The 23,248-nt window shown below is 40.0% G+C and carries 12 protein-coding genes; all 12 read left to right on the top strand.

The window, feature by feature from the left end; all coding sequences use genetic code 11:
• The first annotated feature begins 35 nt into the window (after positions 1–35).
• Positions 36–1,808 carry a rhamnogalacturonan lyase gene (locus ACQY77_RS05450; RefSeq protein WP_421938997.1) on the top strand — a complete coding sequence of 591 codons (1,773 nt, stop codon included), beginning with the start codon at positions 36–38 and terminating at the stop codon, positions 1,806–1,808.
• Positions 1,809–4,166, top strand: a complete 2,358-nt coding sequence (locus ACQY77_RS05445; protein WP_421938998.1) for a glycoside hydrolase family 2 TIM barrel-domain containing protein — start codon at positions 1,809–1,811, stop codon at positions 4,164–4,166.
• Positions 4,167–4,185: 19 nt separating this feature from the next.
• Positions 4,186–4,953, top strand: a complete 768-nt coding sequence (locus tag ACQY77_RS05440) for a rhamnogalacturonan acetylesterase (RefSeq protein WP_421938999.1) — start codon at positions 4,186–4,188, stop codon at positions 4,951–4,953.
• Between the two features lie 260 nt (positions 4,954–5,213).
• A complete protein-coding gene (locus tag ACQY77_RS05435) occupies positions 5,214–6,008 on the top strand; it encodes a rhamnogalacturonan acetylesterase (RefSeq protein ID WP_421939000.1) in 795 nt (264 codons plus the stop codon).
• 287 nt (positions 6,009–6,295) lie between these two features.
• Positions 6,296–9,202 carry an exo-beta-1,4-galactosidase gene (locus ACQY77_RS05430; RefSeq protein WP_421939001.1) on the top strand — a complete coding sequence of 969 codons (2,907 nt, stop codon included), beginning with the start codon at positions 6,296–6,298 and terminating at the stop codon, positions 9,200–9,202.
• A 42-nt stretch (positions 9,203–9,244) separates the two neighbouring features.
• Positions 9,245–10,369 (top strand): glycoside hydrolase family 88 protein, encoded by a 1,125-nt coding sequence (locus ACQY77_RS05425; RefSeq protein ID WP_421939002.1) that lies wholly within the window; start codon positions 9,245–9,247, stop codon positions 10,367–10,369.
• A gap of 12 nt (positions 10,370–10,381) precedes the next feature.
• On the top strand, positions 10,382–12,823 hold the full coding sequence (locus tag ACQY77_RS05420; protein ID WP_421939003.1) for a glycoside hydrolase family 31 protein: 2,442 nt from the start codon (positions 10,382–10,384) through the stop codon (positions 12,821–12,823).
• 3 nt (positions 12,824–12,826) lie between these two features.
• The gene (rhaM, locus tag ACQY77_RS05415) at positions 12,827–13,135 is read left to right on the top strand and encodes an L-rhamnose mutarotase (RefSeq protein ID WP_421939004.1); all 309 of its coding nucleotides are present in this window, start codon (positions 12,827–12,829) and stop codon (positions 13,133–13,135) included.
• Between the two features lie 4 nt (positions 13,136–13,139).
• Positions 13,140–15,917 carry a glycosyl hydrolase gene (locus tag ACQY77_RS05410; RefSeq protein ID WP_421939005.1) on the top strand — a complete coding sequence of 926 codons (2,778 nt, stop codon included), beginning with the start codon at positions 13,140–13,142 and terminating at the stop codon, positions 15,915–15,917.
• Positions 15,918–16,268: 351 nt separating this feature from the next.
• The gene (locus ACQY77_RS05405; RefSeq protein WP_421939006.1) at positions 16,269–18,491 is read left to right on the top strand and encodes a fasciclin domain-containing protein; all 2,223 of its coding nucleotides are present in this window, start codon (positions 16,269–16,271) and stop codon (positions 18,489–18,491) included.
• Positions 18,492–18,505: 14 nt separating this feature from the next.
• Positions 18,506–21,757, top strand: a complete 3,252-nt coding sequence (locus ACQY77_RS05400; RefSeq protein WP_421939007.1) for a SusC/RagA family TonB-linked outer membrane protein — start codon at positions 18,506–18,508, stop codon at positions 21,755–21,757.
• Positions 21,758–21,768: 11 nt separating this feature from the next.
• A complete protein-coding gene (locus ACQY77_RS05395) occupies positions 21,769–23,244 on the top strand; it encodes a RagB/SusD family nutrient uptake outer membrane protein (protein WP_421939008.1) in 1,476 nt (491 codons plus the stop codon).
• The last annotated feature ends 4 nt before the right edge of the window (positions 23,245–23,248 follow it).

Genomic DNA, 23,248 nt, shown 5'->3' with positions numbered 1-23,248 from the left:
TTTTTTCTATAAATGGTGTTTATGCTCAGCGTCAAATGGAAAAGTTAGGGCGAGGATTGATTGCTATCCGTCAAAATAAGGATTCGGTATACCTGAGCTGGCGAATATCCGGTACAGAGCCGGATGATATTGCCTTTAATCTTTACAGGATTACTGGAAGTGGAAATGCACTGAAGTTGAATCACACACCATTAACCAAAGGCAGCAATTTTGTTGATGTGACTGCAGATCTCAGTCAAACCAATCATTATTATATAAAGGCCATATTAAGTGGGAAAGAACAGGAAGCGAGTAAAGCTTTTAGTCTCCCCGCACAATCTCCTGTACAACAATATTTAACCGTTCCTTTACGCACACCGGTGGGTTACACACCCAATGACGCTTCGGTTGGCGATTTAGATGGTGATGGGGAGTATGATCTTGTACTGCATCAAACTGGCAGAAGCAGGGATAATTCTTCAAACGGATTTACCGATCCGCCAATCTTTCAGGCCTACAAGGTAGATGGGACTTTTTTGTGGGAAATTAATCTGGGTAAAAATATTCGTGAAGGAGCACACTATACACAGTTTATGGTTTACGATCTGGATGGAGATGGCATTGCAGAATTTGCCTGTAAAACGGCCGATGGAACGGTAGACGGAAAGGGAAAAGTGATTGGAGATTCGACAAGAGATTATCGAAATAAGAATGGTAAAATATTAGAAGGCCCCGAGTTTTTTACCATTTTCAGTGGCAAAACAGGAGAGGCTTTGGCTACCACCGATTATATCCCGTCAAGGGGTAACATTGGAGATTGGGGAGGCAGAGGTGGAAATGGTAAAAGTGATAATACCGGAAACCGTGTAGACCGTTTCAATGCTTGTATAGCTTATCTGGATGGTGTTCATCCCAGCGTGGTGATGTGTAGAGGGTATTACGGACGTACTGTTCTCGCAGCCTGGGACTGGCATGGAGGTAAGTTAACATCCCGTTGGGTATTCGATTCGAAAGATGGCCGGAACCCGTATTCGGGAATGGGTAACCATGGATTAAGTGTAGCTGATGTAGATGGTGATGGAAAAGATGAAATTATATATGGTTCAATGTGTGTTGATGATAATGGGAAAGGCCTTTATACCACTGGTTTACGCCACGGAGATGCGCTTCATGTTTCTGATTTAGACCCAGAAAGACCGGGATTGGAAGTTTTTGGTGTACATGAAATTGAAGAAGGAACAAAAGGGCCTGGGGCAGCAGTTTATGATGCTAAAACCGGTGCGATTTTGTGGCATGGCTCGGAAGATGAGGATGTAGGCAGGGGAGTTGCAGACAATATTGATAATACCCGTAATGGTGCACAAATGTGGTGGTCGGGTTCTAATGGACTATTCGATATAAAGGGTAATCACATAGGCGAAGCGCCCCGTTCAACCAATTTTGTTATTTATTGGGATGCTGATTTATCCCGGGAGCTTTTAGATGGCAATCATATCGATAAATATCGTGGAGGTCGTCTTTTTACCGCAAATGGCGCAGTATCTAATAATGGAACCAAATCTACGCCTGCACTGAGTGCTGATCTTTTTGGCGATTGGAGGGAAGAATTAATCCTCCGTGCCTACGATAACCAAAGCCTGAGGATTTATACAACCACTATCCCGACTGAACACCGGAACTATACCCTGATGCACGATCCACAATATCGCTTAAGTATCGCCTGGCAAAATGACGGATATAATCAGCCTCCTCATACTGGATTTTACTTCGGTTATGGCATGAAAAAAGCACCAAAGCCTCACATTGTTTTAGTTGAACCCAAAAAATAAATGATACAACAACAATATACCAAGAAATTGAGCCTTATAAAGTTAGGCTTGGTTGCTGCACTTTTGCTGCTGCAACAATTTTCCTATGCACAAAATAGTTCTGTAGTAAGAATCGTCAGGAACTTTGATGATAATTGGTCTTTTGTACAACAAGATGCAGCCGGAGCTGAAAAGGTAGATTTTGATGCCTCAAAATGGAAAAAACTATCGGTACCTCACGATTGGAGTATTGAAGGTGCTTACGATAAAGCTAATCCAACTGCAAGGGGTGGAGGTTATTTACCCGCTGGAATAGGTTGGTATAGAAAAAGTTTCAGCCTGGATGAAGCCATGGCCAAACAGAAGATATCCATTGAGTTTGATGGCATAATGGCCAATAGTGATGTGTATATCAATGGTTTTCATTTAGGCAAACGTCCATATGGATATATCAGTTTTAATTACGATTTAACCAGGCATCTTAATTTTGGCAAAGGAAAGACCAATGTAATTGCTGTTAGAGCTGACAATACAGTTCAGCCTGCCTCGCGTTATTATACTGGTGCAGGTATTTACAGGCACGTTCGATTAGTTGCAAAAGATTTGGTGCACCTGGAAGATTGGGGTGTTTACATTGCTACGGAAGATGCAACTACAGCAAAGGCAACGGTTAAAATACAAACCAGTGTAGTGAATGAAACTTCAAAGGCAACTGTGATTACGGTTGAAACGAGTGTTATAGATGGCGATGGTAAAGTTGTTAAAACTACTCAAACTAAAGAAAATGTTGAGGCAGGAAAATCTTTTCAATTCAAACAGGATATTGCAGTAACTAATCCGAAACTATGGAATGTAGAAACGCCATTCCTTTATAAAACCTTAACCAAAGTAATTGCAGCCGGGAAAGTTGTTGATGATCAGCTAAATACTTTTGGCATCAGGGCATTCAAATTTGATGCTGCAACAGGTTTCTGGCTAAATGGTAAAAATTTTAAGTTAAAAGGCGTCTGTTTACATCATGATGGAGGATCAGTTGGTGCTGCAGTTCCGTTAAGCGTATGGAAATATAGATTTGCCTTGCTAAAGGAGGTGGGTGTAAATGCCATTAGAACAGCACATAATCCTGTCGCTCCAGAGTTTTTAGACTTGTGCGATCAGATGGGTTTCCTGGTAATGGATGAGACCTTTGATACCTGGACAGCAGCAAAAAACAATGGCGAAAAAGGCTACAACCGCTTTTGGAAGGAATGGTGGGAGCGTGATACCCGGGATATGGTTTTAAGAGATCGAAATCATCCTTCTATTGTAATTTATAGTGTTGGTAATGAAATTCATGATGATTTGAATAGTCCGGAAGGATTTAAAAAGTATAAAGATCAACAAGATCTGATTCATCAACTGGATCCGGGCAAACCCGTAACCATGGCGCTTTTTCGTCCGGCAAATTCAAAAGTTTATACCAATGGTTTTGCTGAGACAATGGATATTGTAGGACAAAACTATCGCGAGAATGAACTGGTAGCATTGCATAATCAAAAGCCTGATTTAAAGGTGATTGGAACAGAAAATACGCATGTTATTCAGCAATACCTGGCTTTAAGAGATAATCCTTTTATGGCTGGTCAGTTTTTATGGACGGGTTTTGATTACCTTGGCGAAGCAGACTGGCCTCAGATTACGAATTCGCAAGGTTTATTTGACCGCATTGGCAGCTGGAAGCAACAGAGTTTGCAGCGACAAAGCTGGTGGGCAGAAAAGCCTGTGGTGCATATTGTACGTAAAGAAGATAATGCGGGGGCAGGAGATTGGATCAATAATTGGACGCCAACGGATTTCGATACTTATGATGATGCAAAAGTGGCCGTTTACAGCAATTGTGATGACGTAGAACTTTTCTTAAATGGCAAATCATTGGGAAGTAAGCCTAAGCCAGCAGATGATTCTCCACGCTTATGGGATGTTACCTTCGAGAAAGGAAGCATCAAAGCTGTAGGAAAAAATAAGGGAAAGGAAGTGGCAACTGAAGAATTGAAAACTGCAGGCCAGCCGACTAAAATTCTACTTACCACAGATAAAAATAAAATGAATAATAGCTGGGATGATGTAGTTTTTGTAAAGGCGACCATCTTAGATGCAAATGGAAATATTTGCCCGAATGCCGACAACCTTATTCAATTTTCAATCTCAGGGGCAGGAGTGATAGATGCGATAGATAATGGCAATGTAATTAGTCATGAAATGTACAAAGCTGATAAACGACATGCTTATCGCGGAGTTTGCCTGGCCAATATTAAAGGGAATAAAATAGGAAGTATAGAAGTTAAAGCATCTGCAGAGGGTTTATCAAGTGGAACGATAAAATTAGAAGTCATAAAATAATAAAACTTAATTCAATATAATGAAGTTAAAAGCCATTAAATTATTAGCAGCATTTGCCATTGTTATTTTAGCTGCTGCATTTACTAAAAATAATAAACCTGCCTTGCATACCATTGGCGATTCTACGGTACGCAATTCTAATAAAGAAACCTGGGGTTGGGGCACACCGATTGCTGCATTGTTTGATACCACTAAAATTCATGTAGAAAATAATGCCATGGCCGGAAGGAGTACCCGAACATTTTTATCAGAAGGCAGATGGGATAAAGTTTTAGAAACCTTAAAGCCCGGCGATTTTGTAACCATGCAATTCGGGCATAATGATGGCAGTGTTCCGGATACAACCAAGGCTGGAAGAAGGGGCGTACTTAAAGGAACGGGTGAGGAAACGAAGGTATTGACCTGGCCAGATGGAAAAGTAGAAACAGTACATACTTATGGCTGGTACATCCGCAAATTTGTACGCGAAACAAAGGCCAAAGGAGCTACCCCGATCGTGGTTTCCATGATTCCGAGAAATATATTCAAAGACGGAAAAGTAATAAGGGCAAATAACGATTTCGGTAAATGGGCAGCAACGGTAGCACAAGAAGAAAATGCTTTTTTCGTAGATCTTAATAAAATAACAGCCGATAAATATGATGCTTTAGGGCCAGATAAAGTAAAGTTATTCTTCCCTGGTGATCATACTCATACTAATCTGGAAGGGGCTAAAGTAAATGCCGAATCGGTGGTGCAAGGGATTAAGGAGTTGAAGGATTGTAAGTTGAAGGAATATGTTAGATAGTGTTGAGTAGGAAGTATTGAGTATAAAGTAGGGAGTGTCGAGTATCAAGTATTAAGTAGCAAGTATCAAGACAAGACATGGCTGAAAAGAAAAGAACAAAGAAGAAGGAATAACAGCTTAGGTGCCTCAGGAGCCTTAGGTGGTTAAAATATGGGCGAAGAGCAAAGAATAAAGAGCAAAGAACAAGGAAATAGCTTAGGTGTCTTAGTCGGTTAAAATATTGCGGTTTGCATGATCAACAATAGAAAAAAGAATAAAAAATGAAATCAACTAAAATCAAAATCAGTTTAATATTATTCAGTGCATTTATCATTTTCTCATCCTGTATTGTTTTAAGGCAAGAAAATAAACCAACCTTATTTCTAATTGGAGATTCTACGGTAAAGAATGGTAAAGGAAAAGGAGATGGATCTTTATGGGGTTGGGGGAGTTTTATTGCCGATTTTTTCAGCACAGACCAAATCACAATAGAGAATGATGCATTAGGCGGTACCAGTAGCCGTACCTTTCAAACCAATGGCTTATGGGAACCTGTTTTGGCTAAAATCAAAAAAGGCGATTTTGTAATCATGCAATTTGGTCATAATGATGGTAGCCCGCTGGATGATACTGCCCGTGCACGGGGAACCATTAAAGGAATTGGCATGGAAAGCAAAGAAATTTATAATCCGATTAAGAAAAAACAAGAAGTAGTATATACGTATGGCTGGTATTTACGAAAATTTATCAGTGATATTAAAGCAAAAGGTGCTACACCAATCGTTTGTTCGCCAATCCCCCGTAATCCTGTAAAAGATGATAAAGTAGTACTGGCGGATGACAGCTACGCTAATTGGGCAGCAGAAGTGGCAAAAGCAGAGAAAGTAGATTTTATTCCGCTCAATCAGTTGATAAAAGATAAATACAGTGCCTTAAGTGCCGAAGTAGTTAAAAGCTATTTTACCGAAAAAGATCATACCCATACCAATGAAGCAGGTGCGAAGGTTAATGCAGCGGCAGTGGTAACTGGTATTAAGGCGCTAAAGGGAAATAAATTAAGAAATTATTTGAAATAAAACCCCTGGTCCGTGGCACACGGACCAGTTTGGTAACAGTTCGTGTGTTACGAACCATGGGGATAGGTAATGGTTTGTGTGTTACGAACCAGGGGATAGGTAATGGTTCGTATGTTACGAACCATGGGATCACGGATAACCCAAATGTTACACATTAAATGTCGCTTTGCTGGTGTTTTAACACAGCGCACAGGACACTACAGGTTGCGTAACTCGCGATTAAAGCTTATCATAGCCTCTTTAACCAAATAGGGTGGATGTTGAAATCGCATTCATTTTTTTAAACTATGCAAATAAGGGCTTCATCAACTTTAAGATGGTACATCACGACCATTGCATTCTTGCTTTTAAACAGCGGAATATCAATGGCTCAACAGATTTCATTAAGTGGTAAATGGCGTTTTAAAATAGACCGGAAAGATGAGGGCCAAAACCAGAAGTGGTATAACCAAAAACTTCCTGAAACCGTTGAACTTCCGGGATCCATGACCGGGAATTTGAAAGGTGATGAAATAACGTTAAAAACAAAATGGACTGGAAGTATTTACGATAGTTCTTATTTTTATCATCCACGCTTAGAAAAATATCGCCAACCGGGAAACCTTAAAATCCCTTTTTGGCTAACTCCTGCCAGGCACTACACCGGTGCCGCATGGTATCAGAAAGACATTGAAATTCCAGCAGACTGGAAAGATAAACGCATCGTATTATCCTTAGAATATCCACATTCTGAAACTAGGGTATGGATTGATGATGTAGAAATTGGTGCCCAATTTACGTTTGTGGTGGCACAAAATTTTGAACTTCCTGCCAGGATCAAGCCAGGAAAGCATACCATTACCTTGCAAATTGATAACCGTATCAAATCCATTAACGTTGGTCAGGATTCACACAGTTTAACCGATCATACCCAGGGAAATTGGAATGGGGTAGTAGGAAAAATGTTCTTACAGGCTGGTGCCGCTATTTATTTCGAGGATATTCAGATTTATCCCGATCTCAAAACCAAATCTGCCAAAGTTAAGATTCAGCTTAAAGACCATACCAATAGTTCTTCTTCTGGGAAGATAACACTTGCGGCAACGAGCTTTAATACCAAAAATATCATTCAGGTGAGACCCATTACTGTTCCCTATCAAATCAATAATGGAAACGGTACTTTGGAAATTGAGCTCCCAATGGGGGATAAAATTGTCACTTGGGATGAGTTTGATCCTGCTTTGTACCGATTAACAGCTACCTTACTCACTAAAGATGGTAAAAAGGACGAAAAACAAGTTCAGTTTGGTATGCGGGAGTTTAAGGCTGTTGAAAGACATTTTGAAATCAATGGCCGTCCGGTTTTTCTCCGTGGAACAGTTAACAATTGTGAATTTCCGCTAACAGGCTATCCTGCGATGGATGTCGCTTCCTGGGAGCGTATTTTTAGAATTTCAAAGGCTCATGGCCTTAATCACATGCGTTTTCACTCCTGGTGTCCACCCGAGGCAGCTTTCATTGCAGCCGATTTAACCGGTTTTTATCTTCAGCCTGAGGGGCCAAGCTGGGCCAATCATGGTTCATCCATTGGCGATGGTAAGCCCATAGATCAGTTTATTTATGATGAAACCAATAGGATGACTAAAGTTTATGGTAACTACGCATCTTTTTGTATGATGGCTTATGGAAATGAGCCACGTGGCAGACAGGTAGAATATCTCACTAAATTTAACGATTATTGGAAAGCCAGAGATTCGCGAAGATTATATACCGGAGCATCTGTAGGTGGTAGCTGGCCTGTAATCCCGAACAACGAATTTATGGTACGTGCGGGTGCGAGGGGCTTAGACTGGGCCAGGCAGCCGGAAAGCATTTCTACCTATGCCAAGCAGATAGAGCAGTTTAAAGTGCCTTTTGTAGCGCATGAAATGGGACAATATTGCGTATTCCCGAATTTTAAAGAAATTAAAAAGTATACTGGAATCTATAAGGCCAAAAACTTCGAAATGTTTGAAGAGGACTTAAAGGATCACGATATGGCTGATCAATCTGAAGCATTCTTAATGGCTTCGGGGAAATTACAGGCTTTATGTTATAAAAACGAAATTGAAAAAGCATTGCGTACACCGAATTATAGTGGCTATCAACTTTTATCCTTAAACGATTATCCCGGACAAGGAACAGCATTGGTAGGGGTATTAGATGCTTTCTGGGATGAAAAGGGTTATATTACGGCTAAGGAATTTAAACGGTTCTCTAACAGTACGGTGCCATTAATTGAAGTGCCGAAATTTGTTTATACCAGCGATGAAAAATTTGAGCCTAAAATTCAAATTGCACACTGGGGCAAAGAAGCAATACAAAATGCACACATTACTTGCAGGTTAATTGATGAGAAGGAGAAAACAGTATTTACCTATAAGTTCGGGCCATTCAAATTACCCGTGGGGGTAAATACGTCGATCGGATCTGTTAACTATTCGTCGAACCCGATAACAACAGCACGTAAATTAAAATTAGAAGTATCCATTGACGGAACCGAATATGTTAACGATTGGGATTTCTGGTTCTTTCCGAAAGAATTACCACAGTTTAAAAGTAGTTTCTATTATACCGAACAGTTAGATGCTAAAGCCAGGAAAATTCTGGAAGAAGGCGGGAATGTTTTTTTAAATGCATCGGGTAAAGTGATAAAAGGAAAAGAAGTGGTACAAACCTTTTTGCCTGTATTTTGGAATACCTCCTGGTTTAAAATGCGTCCACCACATACGCTGGGCATACTTTGCGACCCTAGAAACCCTGCTTTAAAAGAGTTTCCAACCGATTATCACAGCGATATGCAGTGGTGGGAAATCGTAAATAAAGCCCAGGTAATGAACCTGGAAGATTTTCCAGCTGGTTTTAAGCCTATTATACAGCCTATTGATACCTGGTTTATGAATCGCAGATTAGCCCTTGTTTTAGAAGCCAGGGTAGGAAAAGGGAAGCTCATCGTTTCCAGTGCCAATTTATCTCCTAATCTGAAAGGATCTCCTGCTGCACAGCAACTTTATTTCAGTTTACAGAAATACATGATGTCTGAGCAGTTTAACCCCAAATTTCAAGTGGCCATTAATACCGTAGAAGACATCTTTTTAAGTCCATCAAAACAGCAATTTGATACTTTTACAAAAGATAGTCCCGATGAACTTAAACCTAAGCCTAAAACTAACTAACCTGTTTGATCTGATTAAAAGCATTATATAAAAAGCATAAACATGAAAAGAATTATTCTTGCCCTAATATTATCAGGTGCCAGCCTTTGTTCGGCAGAAGCACAGAAAATCCCTTCAAAGAAGGAAGTTTTGAAAACTTTAAAACTTACCAATGCCTATTTCATGAATAAATGGCCAGATGCAGGGAAATCTATCATCACCAACAAAGAAAGACCCAGTAACATTTGGACAAGGGCAGTTTATTACGAAGGATTAATGAATTTGTACCAAATCCTTCCGGATAAAAATTATTACGATTATGCCGTACAATGGGGAGACAAACATCAGTGGGGCTTAAGAGATGGGATAAAAACTAAAAATGCAGATAATCAGGCTGCTGGTCAAACATATATTGATTTGTATAATATTGATCCTAAGCCGGCGCGCATTAAAGATATTAAAGCTTCTATTGATTTAATGATAGCCAATGACAATGTGGGCGACTGGACCTGGATTGATGCCCTGCAAATGGGAATGCCTGTTTTTGCGAAACTTGCTCAGCTGTATAAGGATGATCGCTACTATGAGCACATGTACAAAATGTATGCGCACAGCAAAAATGTAGAAGGTGGTGGTTTATATAACGCTAAGGATGGTCTTTGGTGGAGAGACAAGGATTTCGTTCCGCCGTATAAAGAACCAAATGGAGAGGATTGTTACTGGTCGAGGGGAAATGGTTGGGTAGTTGCAGCATTGGTTAAGGTTTTAGAAATCATGCCAGAAAATGCACCACATCGTGATGAATATTTAGAAACCTACCATGAGATGATTAAAGCATTGGTTCCGATTCAGCGTACCGATGGTTTTTGGAATGTAAGCTTGCATGATGCTACTCATTTTGGTGGCAAAGAAACTTCAGGCACAGCTTTATTTGTTTACGGTATGGCATGGGGAGTTAACAAAGGGATTTTGGATAAAGTAACCTACCTGCCAATCGTGGTAAAAGGCTGGAATGCAATGGCAAAGGAAGCAGTACATAAGAATGGCTTTTTAGGTTATTTACAAGGTACAGGAAAAGAACCTAAGGATGGTCAGCCGGTAAGTTACACCAGCGTGCCCGATTTTGAAGATTATGGCTTAGGTTGTTTTCTACTGGCAGGAACTGAAGTATATAAATTAAAAAAGTAGCGATATAAGCACATGCTAAACAGAATTTGGGCTTTTGCCTTTTCCTTAATATTTACATGGTCAATTGCTGAGGCACAAACCATTGGCAATTATCAGTCGGGTTTTAAAAAAAACCGCAATACCATTTCATTTTTAACCACCAATGGAGCCGTAAAACTGGAGTTTTGCAGCCCAGATATGTTTCGTTTTCGGAGCAGCTGGAATGGTAAGTTTGAGGAAAACGAAGGCCTGATGGTGGCTAACTACAACTGGGCCGATGTAACGTATCAGGTAGAGGATAAAAAAGATCATTTCATGATACGCAGTTCAAAGCTGGTAATCAGGCTAAACAAATCACCATTTAAAATAGATGTTTTCGATATTAAAGGCAAGTTGTTATGTGCTGAAAATAGCGTGTCAATTGCAAAAGAAAACACGGCCGTAGGTGTAACCAAGAAACTTCAGGCAGATGAGCATTTTTTTGGCTTTGGCGAGCGGATGGATTTTATGGATCGCCGTTTTAAAAAAGTAACACTCAATGTAGGCCGCGGAAAAGGTTTACCACATGCCATTGGCGCATACAACATTTTAGAGGCAAATTATTGCCCGGTTCCATTTTTTATGAGTACTAAAGGATACGGCATTTTCCTGCATAATTCTTTTGCTACAACCTGGGATATGGGGTCTTCAAATAAAGATCAATACAGCTTTAAGGCTGCTGATGGGGAACTGGATTACTATTTCATTTATGGCCCTGCGTTTCCGGCAATTTTAGATCAATATACCGCAGTTACAGGTAAATCGCCTATGTTGCCACAATTTGCTTTGGGTTTACATGCAGGAACCTATAGCGGAGGTACCTGGGGGCATGAAGAAAAAACATCTGATGCTTATGTGGTTGAGCTGGCGCGTAAGTACAGGGAACTGGGGATTCCTGTAGATTTACTGTGGTTAGATTCTACCTGGCGGTTATTTGGAGCAATAGGAGGTAAAGGTGCAACCTCTTTTGAATGGAGGGAAACTTTTAAAGACCCTAAGGGGATGTTTGACAGCATTTATGCCATGAACTATAAAATGGTAGGCTTACACCTTCGTCCGAGATTTGATAATGCCAAAAAACTGAATCTTTTAGATCAGGCCCGGGAAAAAGGCTATACCTATCCGGAAAATGGAAAGCCCGGAGAGTTTGTTAACTTTTTTGATGAAAAAGCTACTCAATGGTGGTGGGAAAATGGGGTTATGCGGGTTGCCAAACTCGGTGCCAAATTCTTGAAAACAGATGAAGGCAGTGCTTTTGGTGCTTTGGCCAATGAAAGCGAGAAAGTGGGGCCAACAGGAAAGGAAGCGGAGAAATTACACAATGTTTTTCCTATTGCTTATGCGAAAGCCCCGTTTTTGGAATTTGAGAAATTGAATGGGTTTAGAGGCTTAAATCAAACCCGTGAAGGCTATGCCGGGATACAACGTTATCCTTATATTTTTGCCGGAGACTGGCCTAGTGAGTGGCAGTATTTTGCCCCTGTTATAAAGGCAGGACTAAATGTTGGGGTTTCTGGAGTAGGTTTATGGGCACATTGCATGGGTGGATTTGAACACGTTGCAGATCCGGAACTCTATATGCGCTGGGTACAATTTGGGATGTTTAGCCCTGTAGCTTTGGTTTTCGGAATGGATCATCCAGGGTATAAAGAACCCTGGGCTTATGGCGAACAAGCCCTAAACAACTTCAAAAAATATGATCTTCTGCGTTACAGGCTTTTCCCTTATATCTACACCAGTATGCATCAGCAATACGAAAATGGTATTCCGATGATGCGGGCATTGGTTTTGAACCATCAGGATGATGAAAATGTTTATGAAATTGGCGATCAGTATATGTTTGGCGATAATATTATGGTAGCACCGGTAACAACCAAAGGTGCTATTACCCGCTCGGTTTATTTGCCAAAGGGAACATGGTTCAATTATTACACTGCAGAAAAATATGAAGGGCGGCAATATCACCATGTGGTTGCGCCAATGGATACGATTCCACTTTTTGTAAAGGCCGGAAGCATTATCCCAATGCAACCAGAAATGATTTATTCCGGGCAAAAAAAAGTGGATCTAATTACCTTAGATGTTTTTCCTTACGGAGAATCGAAATTTGACCTTTATGAAGATGATAACCTCAGTTCGGCATATAAAACAGGTGATTTTGCCATTACCCGGATTACTTCATCCTTAAAGGCTGATGAACTTGTCATCCAAATTGCTAAACCAACGGGTAAATTTACGCCAACCGTACATCAATATGAGCTGCAAATCCACTGGGCTCAGGAAAATCCCCCACGGATGCTGCGCGAAAATGATAAACGCATTGCTCAGGCTGGAGATTCTGATGCTACTGGCTGGAGATATGATCAGAAAAGTAAAATTCTTCGGGTAAAATCAAACGCCAATAATCAGTCGGATATTACTTTTAAAATTAACTAAAAGATGAAAATTGCATTTAAAATGAAGCTCAAACCCGGGTTTGAGGCGGAATACAAATCGCGCCATGATCAAATCTGGCCAGAATTAGCCGCATTATTAAAGGAAAATGGGGTTAGCGATTATTCCATTTTTTTAGATGAAGAAACGCATACGCTTTTTGCCGTTCAGCAGCAGAATGGAAATTCTTCTCAGGATTTAGGTAGCGTGCCTATTGTTCAGAAGTGGTGGGCTTACATGGCCGATATTATGGAAACCAACCCTGATCAGTCGCCAAAATCATTCCCATTACCGCTTGTATTCCATTTAGATTAATGTCATGAAAACCAACCGATTTCTATCTGTATTTTTAATCAGTATTGTTGCTTTTAATACTGCAAACGCTCAAACAACGGCAAAGAAAGCAAATACTTCCTGGCCGGTAATAGAAAAGCAGATGAAGCCCTGGACACGTTGGTGGTGGATGGGAAATGCTGTCGATGAACAGAATCTGAGCACAGTTTTACAAGCATACAAAAATGCAGGCATGGGTGGAGTAGAAATTACACCCATTTATGGAGCGGTAGGTTTTGAAAATAAATACATCCAGTTCTTATCTCCCGAATGGATGAATATGCTTCATTATACTACTCAGAAAGCCAATAGTTTGGATTTAGGGGTAGATATGAATACGGGTACAGGTTGGCCTTTTGGCGGACCACAGATTAAAGCTGAAAATGCAGCAACAAAACTGATCTCGCAAAAATATAGCTTATCTGCAGGTGAAAAATTAACCGAACGCATTCAGGTAAAGGAGGCCAGGCAAGAATCAGCCGAGTTACAGGTTTTAACTGCATACGGACCCAAGGGTGAAATTACAGATTTACTGAAGCTGGTACAAACCGATGGCAGTTTAAATTGGTCGCCAGCAAGTGGGAAATGGGATATTTACGCTCTTTTTTCTGGCAAAACACGCCAAATGGTTAAACGGGCAGCGCCAGGTGGTGAGGGTTTTACCTTAGATCATCTGGATAAAAAATCAGTTGATGTTTATCTGAAAAGGTTTACAGACGTCTTCGGAAACCAGCCAACAGGTGTAAGGTCTTTCTTTAATGACAGTTACGAAGTATACGGGGCAACCTGGACACCAACATTTTTAACTGCTTTCAGGCAAAACAGAGGATACGATTTGAGTACATATATTAAAGATTTATTGAGTAAAGATTCGGTTGGCGAGCAGGTAGCGAGGGTAAAATCCGATTACCGTGAAACCATGGATGAGCTGTTGTTCAAAAATTTTACTCAGAACTGGACCAACTGGGCCCATCAGCATAAAGCTTTAACAAAAAATCAATCACATGGCTCTCCGGGTAATTTATTAGATCTTTATGGTGCGGTAGATATACCAGAAACAGAAACTTTCGGTTCAAGTTATTTTCCGATTAAAGGATTACGCAGAGATTCAGCAGATGTCAGAAATGTAGATCCAGATCCTATAATGAGTAAGTTTGCTTCATCTGCTGCACATACCGGAGGCAAAAAATTGGTGTCTTCAGAAACATTTACCTGGCTTACCGAACATTTTAAAACTTCTTATTCACAGTGTAAACCAGAAGCAGAGCAATTGTTTTTGGCAGGAATTAACCATATCTTTTATCATGGAACAACCAATTCTCCAAGTAACGTGCCCTGGCCGGGATGGTTGTTTTATGCTTCGGTAGAGATGAATCCCAACAACAGTTTGTGGCCCCATGCCAATGGTATAAATAATTACATTGCCCGCTGTCAATCTATACTGCAAACAGGTACATCAGATAATGAAATCCTGATTTACTGGCCGGTTTACGATGCCTGGGATAAGGCAAAAGGATTAGATATGCCGTTGAAAGTACACGATGTGGATGAATGGTTACATCCAACAGCTTTTTATAAGTTGTCTACTCAGCTGGCTAAAGTGGGATATGCTTTTGACTTCGCTTCCGATCGTTTATTACAGCAAACCACCATAAAAGGTAAGGAATTAATTACTTCTGCAAATGCAGCACCTTATCAAACCCTGGTTATTCCCAAATGCGAACTGATGAATCCTGAAACACTGGAAAAGATTATCGGTATGGCTGAACAGGGTGCGAACATCATTTTTGAGGATCTGCCTCAGGATGTTCCCGGATTAGGCAATTTAAAGGCTAGAAGAACAAAATTGAAAGCTACATTAAACAAGTTGAATTTCTCTTCGGCGACAGCGGCTATCCAGCATCAAAAATTAGGAAAAGGGCAAGTATTCCTTTCTGCCGATGTGCAGGAAGTATTAACAAGAATTGGATTAAAAAGAGAAGTATTAACCGATACCGGCTTACAATTAATCAGAAGAAGAACGGATGCGGGTAAGTATTACTACCTGGTTAACCATACCAGCAAAGATATCGATGCTTTTCTACCCATCAATGAAAAAGGGGGGATAGAAATACTCAACCCACAGGATGGGGCAACAGGAATGGCTGCTGTTAAGGATGCTAAGGTAAGGGTTCAGTTGAAATCAGGAGAGAGTTTGTTCCTTCTGGTAAGCGCAGCAAAATCAACGCATAAGAACACCTGGGTATACCTGGATGAGCCAGGGCAGGAAATTGCTTTAAAAAATCCATGGAAGCTACATTTTACTGCAGGAGGCCCTGAGTTACCTGGAGATCAGCAATTGAGTAAACTTGTTTCCTGGACCAGTTTGCCTGATCCAAAACTGCAGGCTTTCTCCGGAACGGGTGTATATACCAGTAACTTTAATCTGCCGGCTAAAACCGCCAAAGAGTATGTTTTACAGTTAAATCAGGTAGACGAAAGTGCCAGGGTGTGGATTAACGGGCATGAAGTAGGTATATTATGGAGCATCCCTTTTGAAGCCCGAATCGGAAAATACCTTAAAGCTGGAAACAACACCATTAAGGTAGAAGTAGTGAATTTAATGGCTAACCGCATACGCGATTTAGATGTTAAAAAAGTACAATGGCGTAAGTACCATGAAATCAATTTTGTCAACATCAATTACAAGGAATTTGATGCTTCACAATGGAATGTTATGCCATCAGGATTAATCGGTCCAGTGGCCATAAAACCATTTTTTTAAACATTTTAACCATTTTTTGAAAAATAATTATAAACATAATTATTAAGTATAAACGTAGTTAAAACGTTTTATCGATCGTATTTCGCTGATTATCCATTTTGTGATAATATTTTATAATAAATAGACAGGATGGTACAGGATGGAAATTATTAAGCACCTGTATATATTAGATTAAGAAAACTAACCAAATAACTTTTAACCAAATATTAATTAACGTCCGTTAACAGATTCTATGCAATAAAAATTTACACTCATTTAAATCATTTCTATCTACCTAATTTCTAATCTGATTTAGATCAATGGCTTTTTTATGCAATTGAAGCTGATGGCGTTTTATCCAATAAGATTGCTATGAGTAAGATTTTGCCCAAGATTTTAACTGTGTGTTTGACAATTATTGTCATGATGAGCGGCTGCAGAAAAAAGGAATTCGATGAGTTTTATGGTCGGCCAGAGAATCTGGGTGATCCCATTTATCAGCAGCTTCAGACTAAAGGGAATTTCACTAAGTTTTTGGAATGTGTTGATAAAGCAGGTTACAAAGAAACTTTAAGTACTGCAGGTTCATGGACTGTTTTTGCGCCTACAGATGATGCCTTTGCGGCCTACATGAAGGAGAATGCTTTAACCGAAATCAAGGCAGATTTAGCTTCCAAAATTGTACGCTATTCGATGGTTTATGACGGTGAAAAAGTAGAAAGGCTGAGTGACTTTTTCTCAAGCAAAGGATTTATTAAAAATACTGCTTTTAGGAGACGCACTGTTTATTATGATTTTGTTTACGATGGTAAAGACAATAATGGCAATGCCATTAAAGTTATTGACGCCAACAGGCATGGATCTTACTTAAGTACTGATTTTAACAATAAGAACATTACTTATTTCTTAGCGCCATTTATGGCTTTTTCGAGTCTTTCGGCCGCTGATTACAATTTCTTTTATCCCAATAATACTTATAGTGGCAGCAATATTGGTGAAGCCAGGTTAATAGACGGACAAACCAACATTATTGCCGAAAATGGCATTATCCATATAATCGACAAGGTTTTAGTTCCTCCTTTGAGTATTGATCAGTATGTGAATCAAAAGAGTGATTACAGCGTTTTCAAAAGCTTGCTGGATAAGTTTGTAAATTATTCACTAAATACAGATGTATCACATCGGTATGAGGTTTTAACGGGCAAAGCAAGTAATGTTTACGCCAAAGTATACAGTACCTCACTGGCTTTCTCGCCCAACAATGAAAATTATTTGAAACTTGATGCCAATGATGCCCAAACCGGGTCGTACAGCATTTTTGCTCCAAATAATGATGCCGTAAACACCTATGCCAAAAATGTACTTTTAAAATACTGGAAAAAAAGAGGGGTAAATAACCTCAATGAATTGTATGTGGTAGCCCCCGACCTGATTCGTGATTTTATTAATAGCCACCTCTTCACTACTACAGTATGGCCGAGCAAATTTACCAATAACTCAAATGCATTGGGTGATGTTACCAAGCTTACTACCGCTAACATTACCGAGAAACAAGTGCTGAGTAATGGTTTCTTATATGGCGTAAATAAAGCACAGGATGCCAGTGTATTTTCTACTGTTTATGGAAATGTTAATCTGGATCCTGATTACAACATCATGAAACAAGCTTTAAATTACTTCGGGCTAGCCACACAGTTAAAAACACAATCTATTAAGTATATCGTTGTAATGGTACCTGATGTAACGCTAAGAAAGATGGGCTTTAATTATGATCCGTTTTTCGCATCAGCTCCAATACGTGGCGACAATACAGCGCTAAAACGCATTTTGCAAACACATATCATTCCGTTGGGAGACAGGGCAGTTCCAAACTTTGCTACAGGATCAGGTATTTTGGAGGCCTCTAACGGAGAATACATCAAATATGATAAGGGTAAGATTTTTTCTGCTGGTACACAAGATAGTACATTGGTAGCCAAGCAAACCATTCCGATAGATTCTACGAGCACTGCTCCGGTAAATGGTGCAGCAATTTATGGCAAGGAAGCCTTAACCTACACCAGTTTAAATATTGGTAAGCACATTGAAAAATATGGAACACTTGCAACAGACCCGTACTATAATTTCTTTCAATATCTTAAAAGTAACTTAATATATAACCAAACAACCGGTGCCATTACCGGAGTAACCGATGGGGTAAACTATACCATATTGGTACCCACCAATGCAGCTATTGTAAACGCAGTTAAGGCTGGTTTGCTTCCAGGCAACATTACTACAGGTGCACCAACATTTGCGCCTTCGGATGGGATAGGAATTACTCAGGTGAGTAAGTTTATCCAATACCACATCATTAACAAGAGTACGGTAGTAAGCGACGGCCAAAAAACAGGTCAGTTTGAAACCTTATTAAAAAATGATGGGGGAGATGCAGCCAAAATTAATGTTGTACTGAACTCAACAACAGCATTGACTTTGAGAGATGTAACAGGAGCAACAGTAAATGTTTTGCTTGGCACAAACGACCGAAGCAATGTATTATCCAACAGGGCTGTAATCCATCAAATTAACGGTTACTTAAAATATCAATTCTAACCAATCTAAACAAAATGTTCAAAAAATATACTTTTCATATTGGTATGTTAATGTGCTGCCTGTTGATTTCTGCAATCGCTAGTGCACAGCAAATTAATTACGTTCGCGGGAAGATCATCGACAAAAAAGATAAGCAACCCATTATCGGTGCTTCCGTAGTATTGGTAGATAAAGATCGCAGGGTGGTAAAAGGAGTATCATCAGATATTGACGGTAACTATGCTTTACCAGTAGCAGATAAAACCCTTAGAATTGCAGTTTCTTACATTGGTTATAAATCCACATCCCCTCTTGCAATTGATAAAGCTGTGATTAATTTTCAATTGGAACCAGCTGATAACCAGATGGATGAGGTGCAGATTGTTTCGAGGGCAAAATCTGATAACGGAAGCGGAATGCGCATCGATAAAAGAGACCAGACATCAGCTGTTGGTACCATTAATACCAAAGAATTAGAAGATATGCAAGCTGCATCTATTGACCAGGCTTTGCAGGGGAGGTTAGCAGGCCTTGACATTGCCGCAAGCAGTGGCGATCCCGGTGCACCTATGCAAATCAGGATTAGGGGTACATCTTCAATTAATGGCGCCGTAGATCCACTTATCGTGGTAGACGGTATGCCTTATGACATCACCATTCCTTCTGATTTTAACTTCGCCACATCCGATGAAAATAATTATGGGCAGCTATTAAATATTGCACCATCTGATATTGCTGAAATTAGTGTGCTAAAGGATGCTGCAGCTACTGCCGTTTGGGGTTCGAGAGCAGCGAATGGGGTATTGGTAATTAAAACCAAACGGGGATCCCTGGGGCCGCCAAGCATTTCTTACAATTTTAAGGGCTCTTACTCTAAGCAACCAAGCGCTATTCCAATGCTAAACGGAAACCAGTATTCATCATTAATATTGGAAGAGTTTTATAATGCAGGAAGACAGTTTTCTACATCAGACTTTGCCAAGCAATTTCAGTATGATAAAAACGACCCATACAACTATTATAATTTTAGCAACAATACCGATTGGCTGGATGCAATTACCAGAATCGGGTATTTACAAGATCATAATTTATCTATTTCTGGTGGGGGAGAAAAAGCAAGATATAGGGCTTCACTTAACTATTTTAACCAGCAGGGTACTACCCGGGGAACCAGTTTAGGGCGTTTAAGTGCAAGGGTAAATCTTGATTATCAGGTATCCAATAAGATACAGTTCAGTGCCGATATTGTTTATACACACATCAATAATGAAAACTTGTATTCCTCTCGTGTTAGGGATGTAGCTTACAACAAAATGCCTAACCAGGCGGTGTATGAATACGATGAATATGGAAATTTAACATCCAACTATTTTAGTCCGGCAGCAACAGCTCAGGGAACTTATAGCGGTACATACAATCCCCTGGCTATGGTAATGGCGGCTAGCAACAATCAGCTTGGAGAACGTGTAATCCCAAAGTTTGGCTTACAATATCAAATTGTTCCAGACAGGTTGCGTTTAAATGCAAACTTTCAGGCAGATATCAATAATACAAAAGTAAATACCTTTTTGCCGCAAATTGCTACCGGAAGGCCATTTACTGAAACCGTGGTAAACGCCGCGGGAGATTCTGACGGAGATGCTTTTACAATGGCTACCAATGTGTCTTTATCCTACACCCCAGAGCTGGGCAAGAAACATGATCTAATCGCCTTTGCCAGATTTGATAGCTACGATAGCCGCAGAACAGGTCAGGGGATGTTCTCTTCTAATACTGCTTCTTCGTATCTGGCAGACCCATCCATTGATGGCCGCACCAACGCCACGGGTTCTGCATATTCTTCTTACGCACAAACCAGATCAGTAGGCTTATTACTGAATGCACAATATAAATTTTTAGACCGCTATATTTTTAATGCAGGCATCAGGGGCGATGGAAACTCCAAATTTGGTCCGAATAACCGTTACGGAATCTTTCCTTCTGCATCTGTAAGGTGGAGGGTATCTGGTGAACCTTTCATGAAAAGCACTGAAAAATTCATTGACGATTTGAGTTTCAGAGCCAGTTACGGTATTGTAGGGAATGCACCACGTAATGATTACTCTTATTTTAATACTTACCAAAATTATGGCTTCAGTTACCTGGGTACTTCAGGTGTTTATCCAACAAACATCGAATTATCTGATTTAAGATGGGAAAAAGTCGGCCAGTCTAACGTGGGTTTAAGTGTTCAGTTATTCAAGCAAAAATTGAATGTAGACATCGATGTTTACCGCAAACGTACCACCGATATGTTTTATCCAGGTATTCAGATTCCAAGTTACAACGGATACAATGGTGTCGATATGAACGTAGGAACAATGGACAACCAGGGTTGGGAATTCAACGTAAACTATACCCCGGTTAAAAGTAAAAAATTGCGTGTTGATGTTAATTTCAACATTTCTCACAACGAAAATATCATCAGGGAGATAGACCCGCTCTATCCCAGGGAGAATAATGGTAAGATAACCAATAACAACACTTTCAAGGTTTACATCCAGGAAGGAAATCCTTTTGGTTCATTTTACGGATTTAAATACAAAGGCGTTTACAAAGACCTTGGCTCCACCATCGCATTAGACGAAAATGGAAATCAAATTGTTGGGCCAAATGGCGAAAAGGTGTATATGCGATTTGCTTATCCATCTATTGATTACGTGTTTCAGCCCGGTGATGCCATGTACGAGGATATTAACCATGATGGTAACATCGACTATAAAGATGTGGTATACCTGGGCAATGGTAACCCTAACTTAACAGGTGGTTTTGGTACAAATATTACCATTAATGGCAATATCCGTTTCGGCGCCAATTTTACTTTCCGTACCGGATATCAGATTATTAATGGTACAAAGATTACCACCACCAACATGTATGGTTTTAACAATCAAAGTACAGCAGTATTGCGCAGGTGGAAAACCGAAGGTGATATCACGGATATGCCAAGAGCCACATATGGAACGGGTTACAACTTTCTGGGTTCTGATCGGTATGTGGAAGACGGTTCTTATTTACGTTTGAGAAGCTTGACTATGAAATATGATTTCGGTAAAAACTTTGTAAAACGTATTGGAATGAAAGGCATTAGTGCCAATATAATGGTGGAAAATATTTTAACTTTTACGAAATACACCGGTCAGGATCCTGAAGTTCCGGTAAGATTATCGGCATTCTCAACCGTAATTGATAACTCTACCACTCCGCCAATTAAAACGGTAACATTAGGTTTAACGGCCAACTTTTAATCAGCAATAAGATGAAAAAAATTATATATAGTACAGGTATAATCATGATGCTGATCATGTCGACATCATGTAAAAAGTGGTTGGATTTACAACCCCGTGATGGCATTACACGCCAGGGTTACTGGAAAACCAAAGAAGATATTCAGGCAGCAGTGGCGGGATGCTATGCTTCTTTATTGTCTTCGCCGCCAAATGCTTCGGATAGGGCACTTACCGAAAATATTTTCATGTTCGGAGAGATGAGGGCCGATCTGGTTGATGCCGGACCAGGAGCAACAAACGAGGAAAAAGATATCCTTGATGTAAATATAGTATCGAGTAACAGCATAACGCGATGGTCTGCTTTTTATAAAACCATAAATTTCTGTAACACTGTATTAGATTATGCACCATCCGTTAAAGAGAGTGATCCCACTTTGAGCGATACCGAATTGAATGCATACTTGTCAGAAGCATTAGCACTTAGAAGCATGATGTATTTTTACCTGGTAAGATCATTTAGAGATGTGCCTTTAAAACTTACTTCAACGGCAAAGGATACTGATTTACAGGACTTACCTAAAACCCCTGCCGCAGACATTTTAACGCGCATTGTAGCCGATTTAAAAAAGGCCGAATCTACTGCAGTAACCACTTATGGTAATGTAGCTTCTGATAAGGGAAGGGTAACTAAATTCACCATAAATGCCATGCTGGCCGATATTTATTTATGGATGGATAAATATGAAGACTGTTTAGCCGAATGCAATAAAATTATCTCCTCTCAAAGGTATGCACTGCTTTCGGGAAATTCGAGCTGGTATACCAATGTATTTTATAATGGAAGTTCAACAGAAACGATTTTTGAGTTTAACAATAAAACATCCCTGAACCCGGCTTTCTATAATTTACTAATCCAATCCAGAAAGCGTTATTTAGCTTCTAGCTATGTTTCCACTGATGTTTTTATTCCAGATGATGTGGATCCGGATCGTATTTATGATATCCGCGCAGATAATTTTTATCGCAATACTGATTTCACTATTGTGAAATGGGGTACTGAAAACCCTACAAATGTAAACTGGCAGGCTTACCGGATATCAGATATATTATTAATTAAAGCAGAAGCCTTGGCGCAAACCAATGCGGGAGCCGAAGCGCTGCAGATAATTAATGACATCAGGTTGAGAAGAGGGGCAGTTGCTGCTACCGCCCAAACGCCAGATCCTACAGATAAGGATGCCATCTGTGATTACATTTTGGCAGAACGTGCCCGCGAATTTGCCTTTGAAGGCAAAAGGTGGTTTGACATACTGCGCATGGCGAAACGCGATAATTATAAACGCATAGACTTGCTGCTGAACATGGTGGCGCAAACGGTATCGCCAGCTTTGCAACAATCGGCCATCACCAAATACAGAGATATCAACAGTCATTATTTGCCAATAAATGAATCAGAGCTATTTGCTGATCCTCAGTTGGTTCAAAATCCATTTTACACTAAATAATAAG

It is taken from the genome of Pedobacter sp. (assembly GCF_965279535.1).
GTDB lineage: Bacteria > Bacteroidota > Bacteroidia > Sphingobacteriales > Sphingobacteriaceae > Pedobacter.
The sequence above is the reverse complement of the archived record's forward strand: the minus strand, read 5'-3'. Positions and strand labels throughout refer to the sequence as shown.

Bases quoted from the DNA above. Each gene is read 5' to 3' on its own strand.
- ACQY77_RS05450 (WP_421938997.1), top strand. From the start codon at position 36: ATGGAAAAGTTAGGGCGAGGATTGATTGCTATCCGTCAAAATAAGGAT.
- ACQY77_RS05445 (WP_421938998.1), top strand. From the start codon at position 1,809: ATGATACAACAACAATATACCAAGAAATTGAGCCTTATAAAGTTAGGC.
- ACQY77_RS05440 (WP_421938999.1), top strand. From the start codon at position 4,186: ATGAAGTTAAAAGCCATTAAATTATTAGCAGCATTTGCCATTGTTATT.
- ACQY77_RS05435 (WP_421939000.1), top strand. From the start codon at position 5,214: ATGAAATCAACTAAAATCAAAATCAGTTTAATATTATTCAGTGCATTT.
- ACQY77_RS05430 (WP_421939001.1), top strand. From the start codon at position 6,296: ATGCAAATAAGGGCTTCATCAACTTTAAGATGGTACATCACGACCATT.
- ACQY77_RS05425 (WP_421939002.1), top strand. From the start codon at position 9,245: ATGAAAAGAATTATTCTTGCCCTAATATTATCAGGTGCCAGCCTTTGT.
- ACQY77_RS05420 (WP_421939003.1), top strand. From the start codon at position 10,382: ATGCTAAACAGAATTTGGGCTTTTGCCTTTTCCTTAATATTTACATGG.
- rhaM (WP_421939004.1), top strand. From the start codon at position 12,827: ATGAAAATTGCATTTAAAATGAAGCTCAAACCCGGGTTTGAGGCGGAA.
- ACQY77_RS05410 (WP_421939005.1), top strand. From the start codon at position 13,140: ATGAAAACCAACCGATTTCTATCTGTATTTTTAATCAGTATTGTTGCT.
- ACQY77_RS05405 (WP_421939006.1), top strand. From the start codon at position 16,269: ATGAGTAAGATTTTGCCCAAGATTTTAACTGTGTGTTTGACAATTATT.
- ACQY77_RS05400 (WP_421939007.1), top strand. From the start codon at position 18,506: ATGTTCAAAAAATATACTTTTCATATTGGTATGTTAATGTGCTGCCTG.
- ACQY77_RS05395 (WP_421939008.1), top strand. From the start codon at position 21,769: ATGAAAAAAATTATATATAGTACAGGTATAATCATGATGCTGATCATG.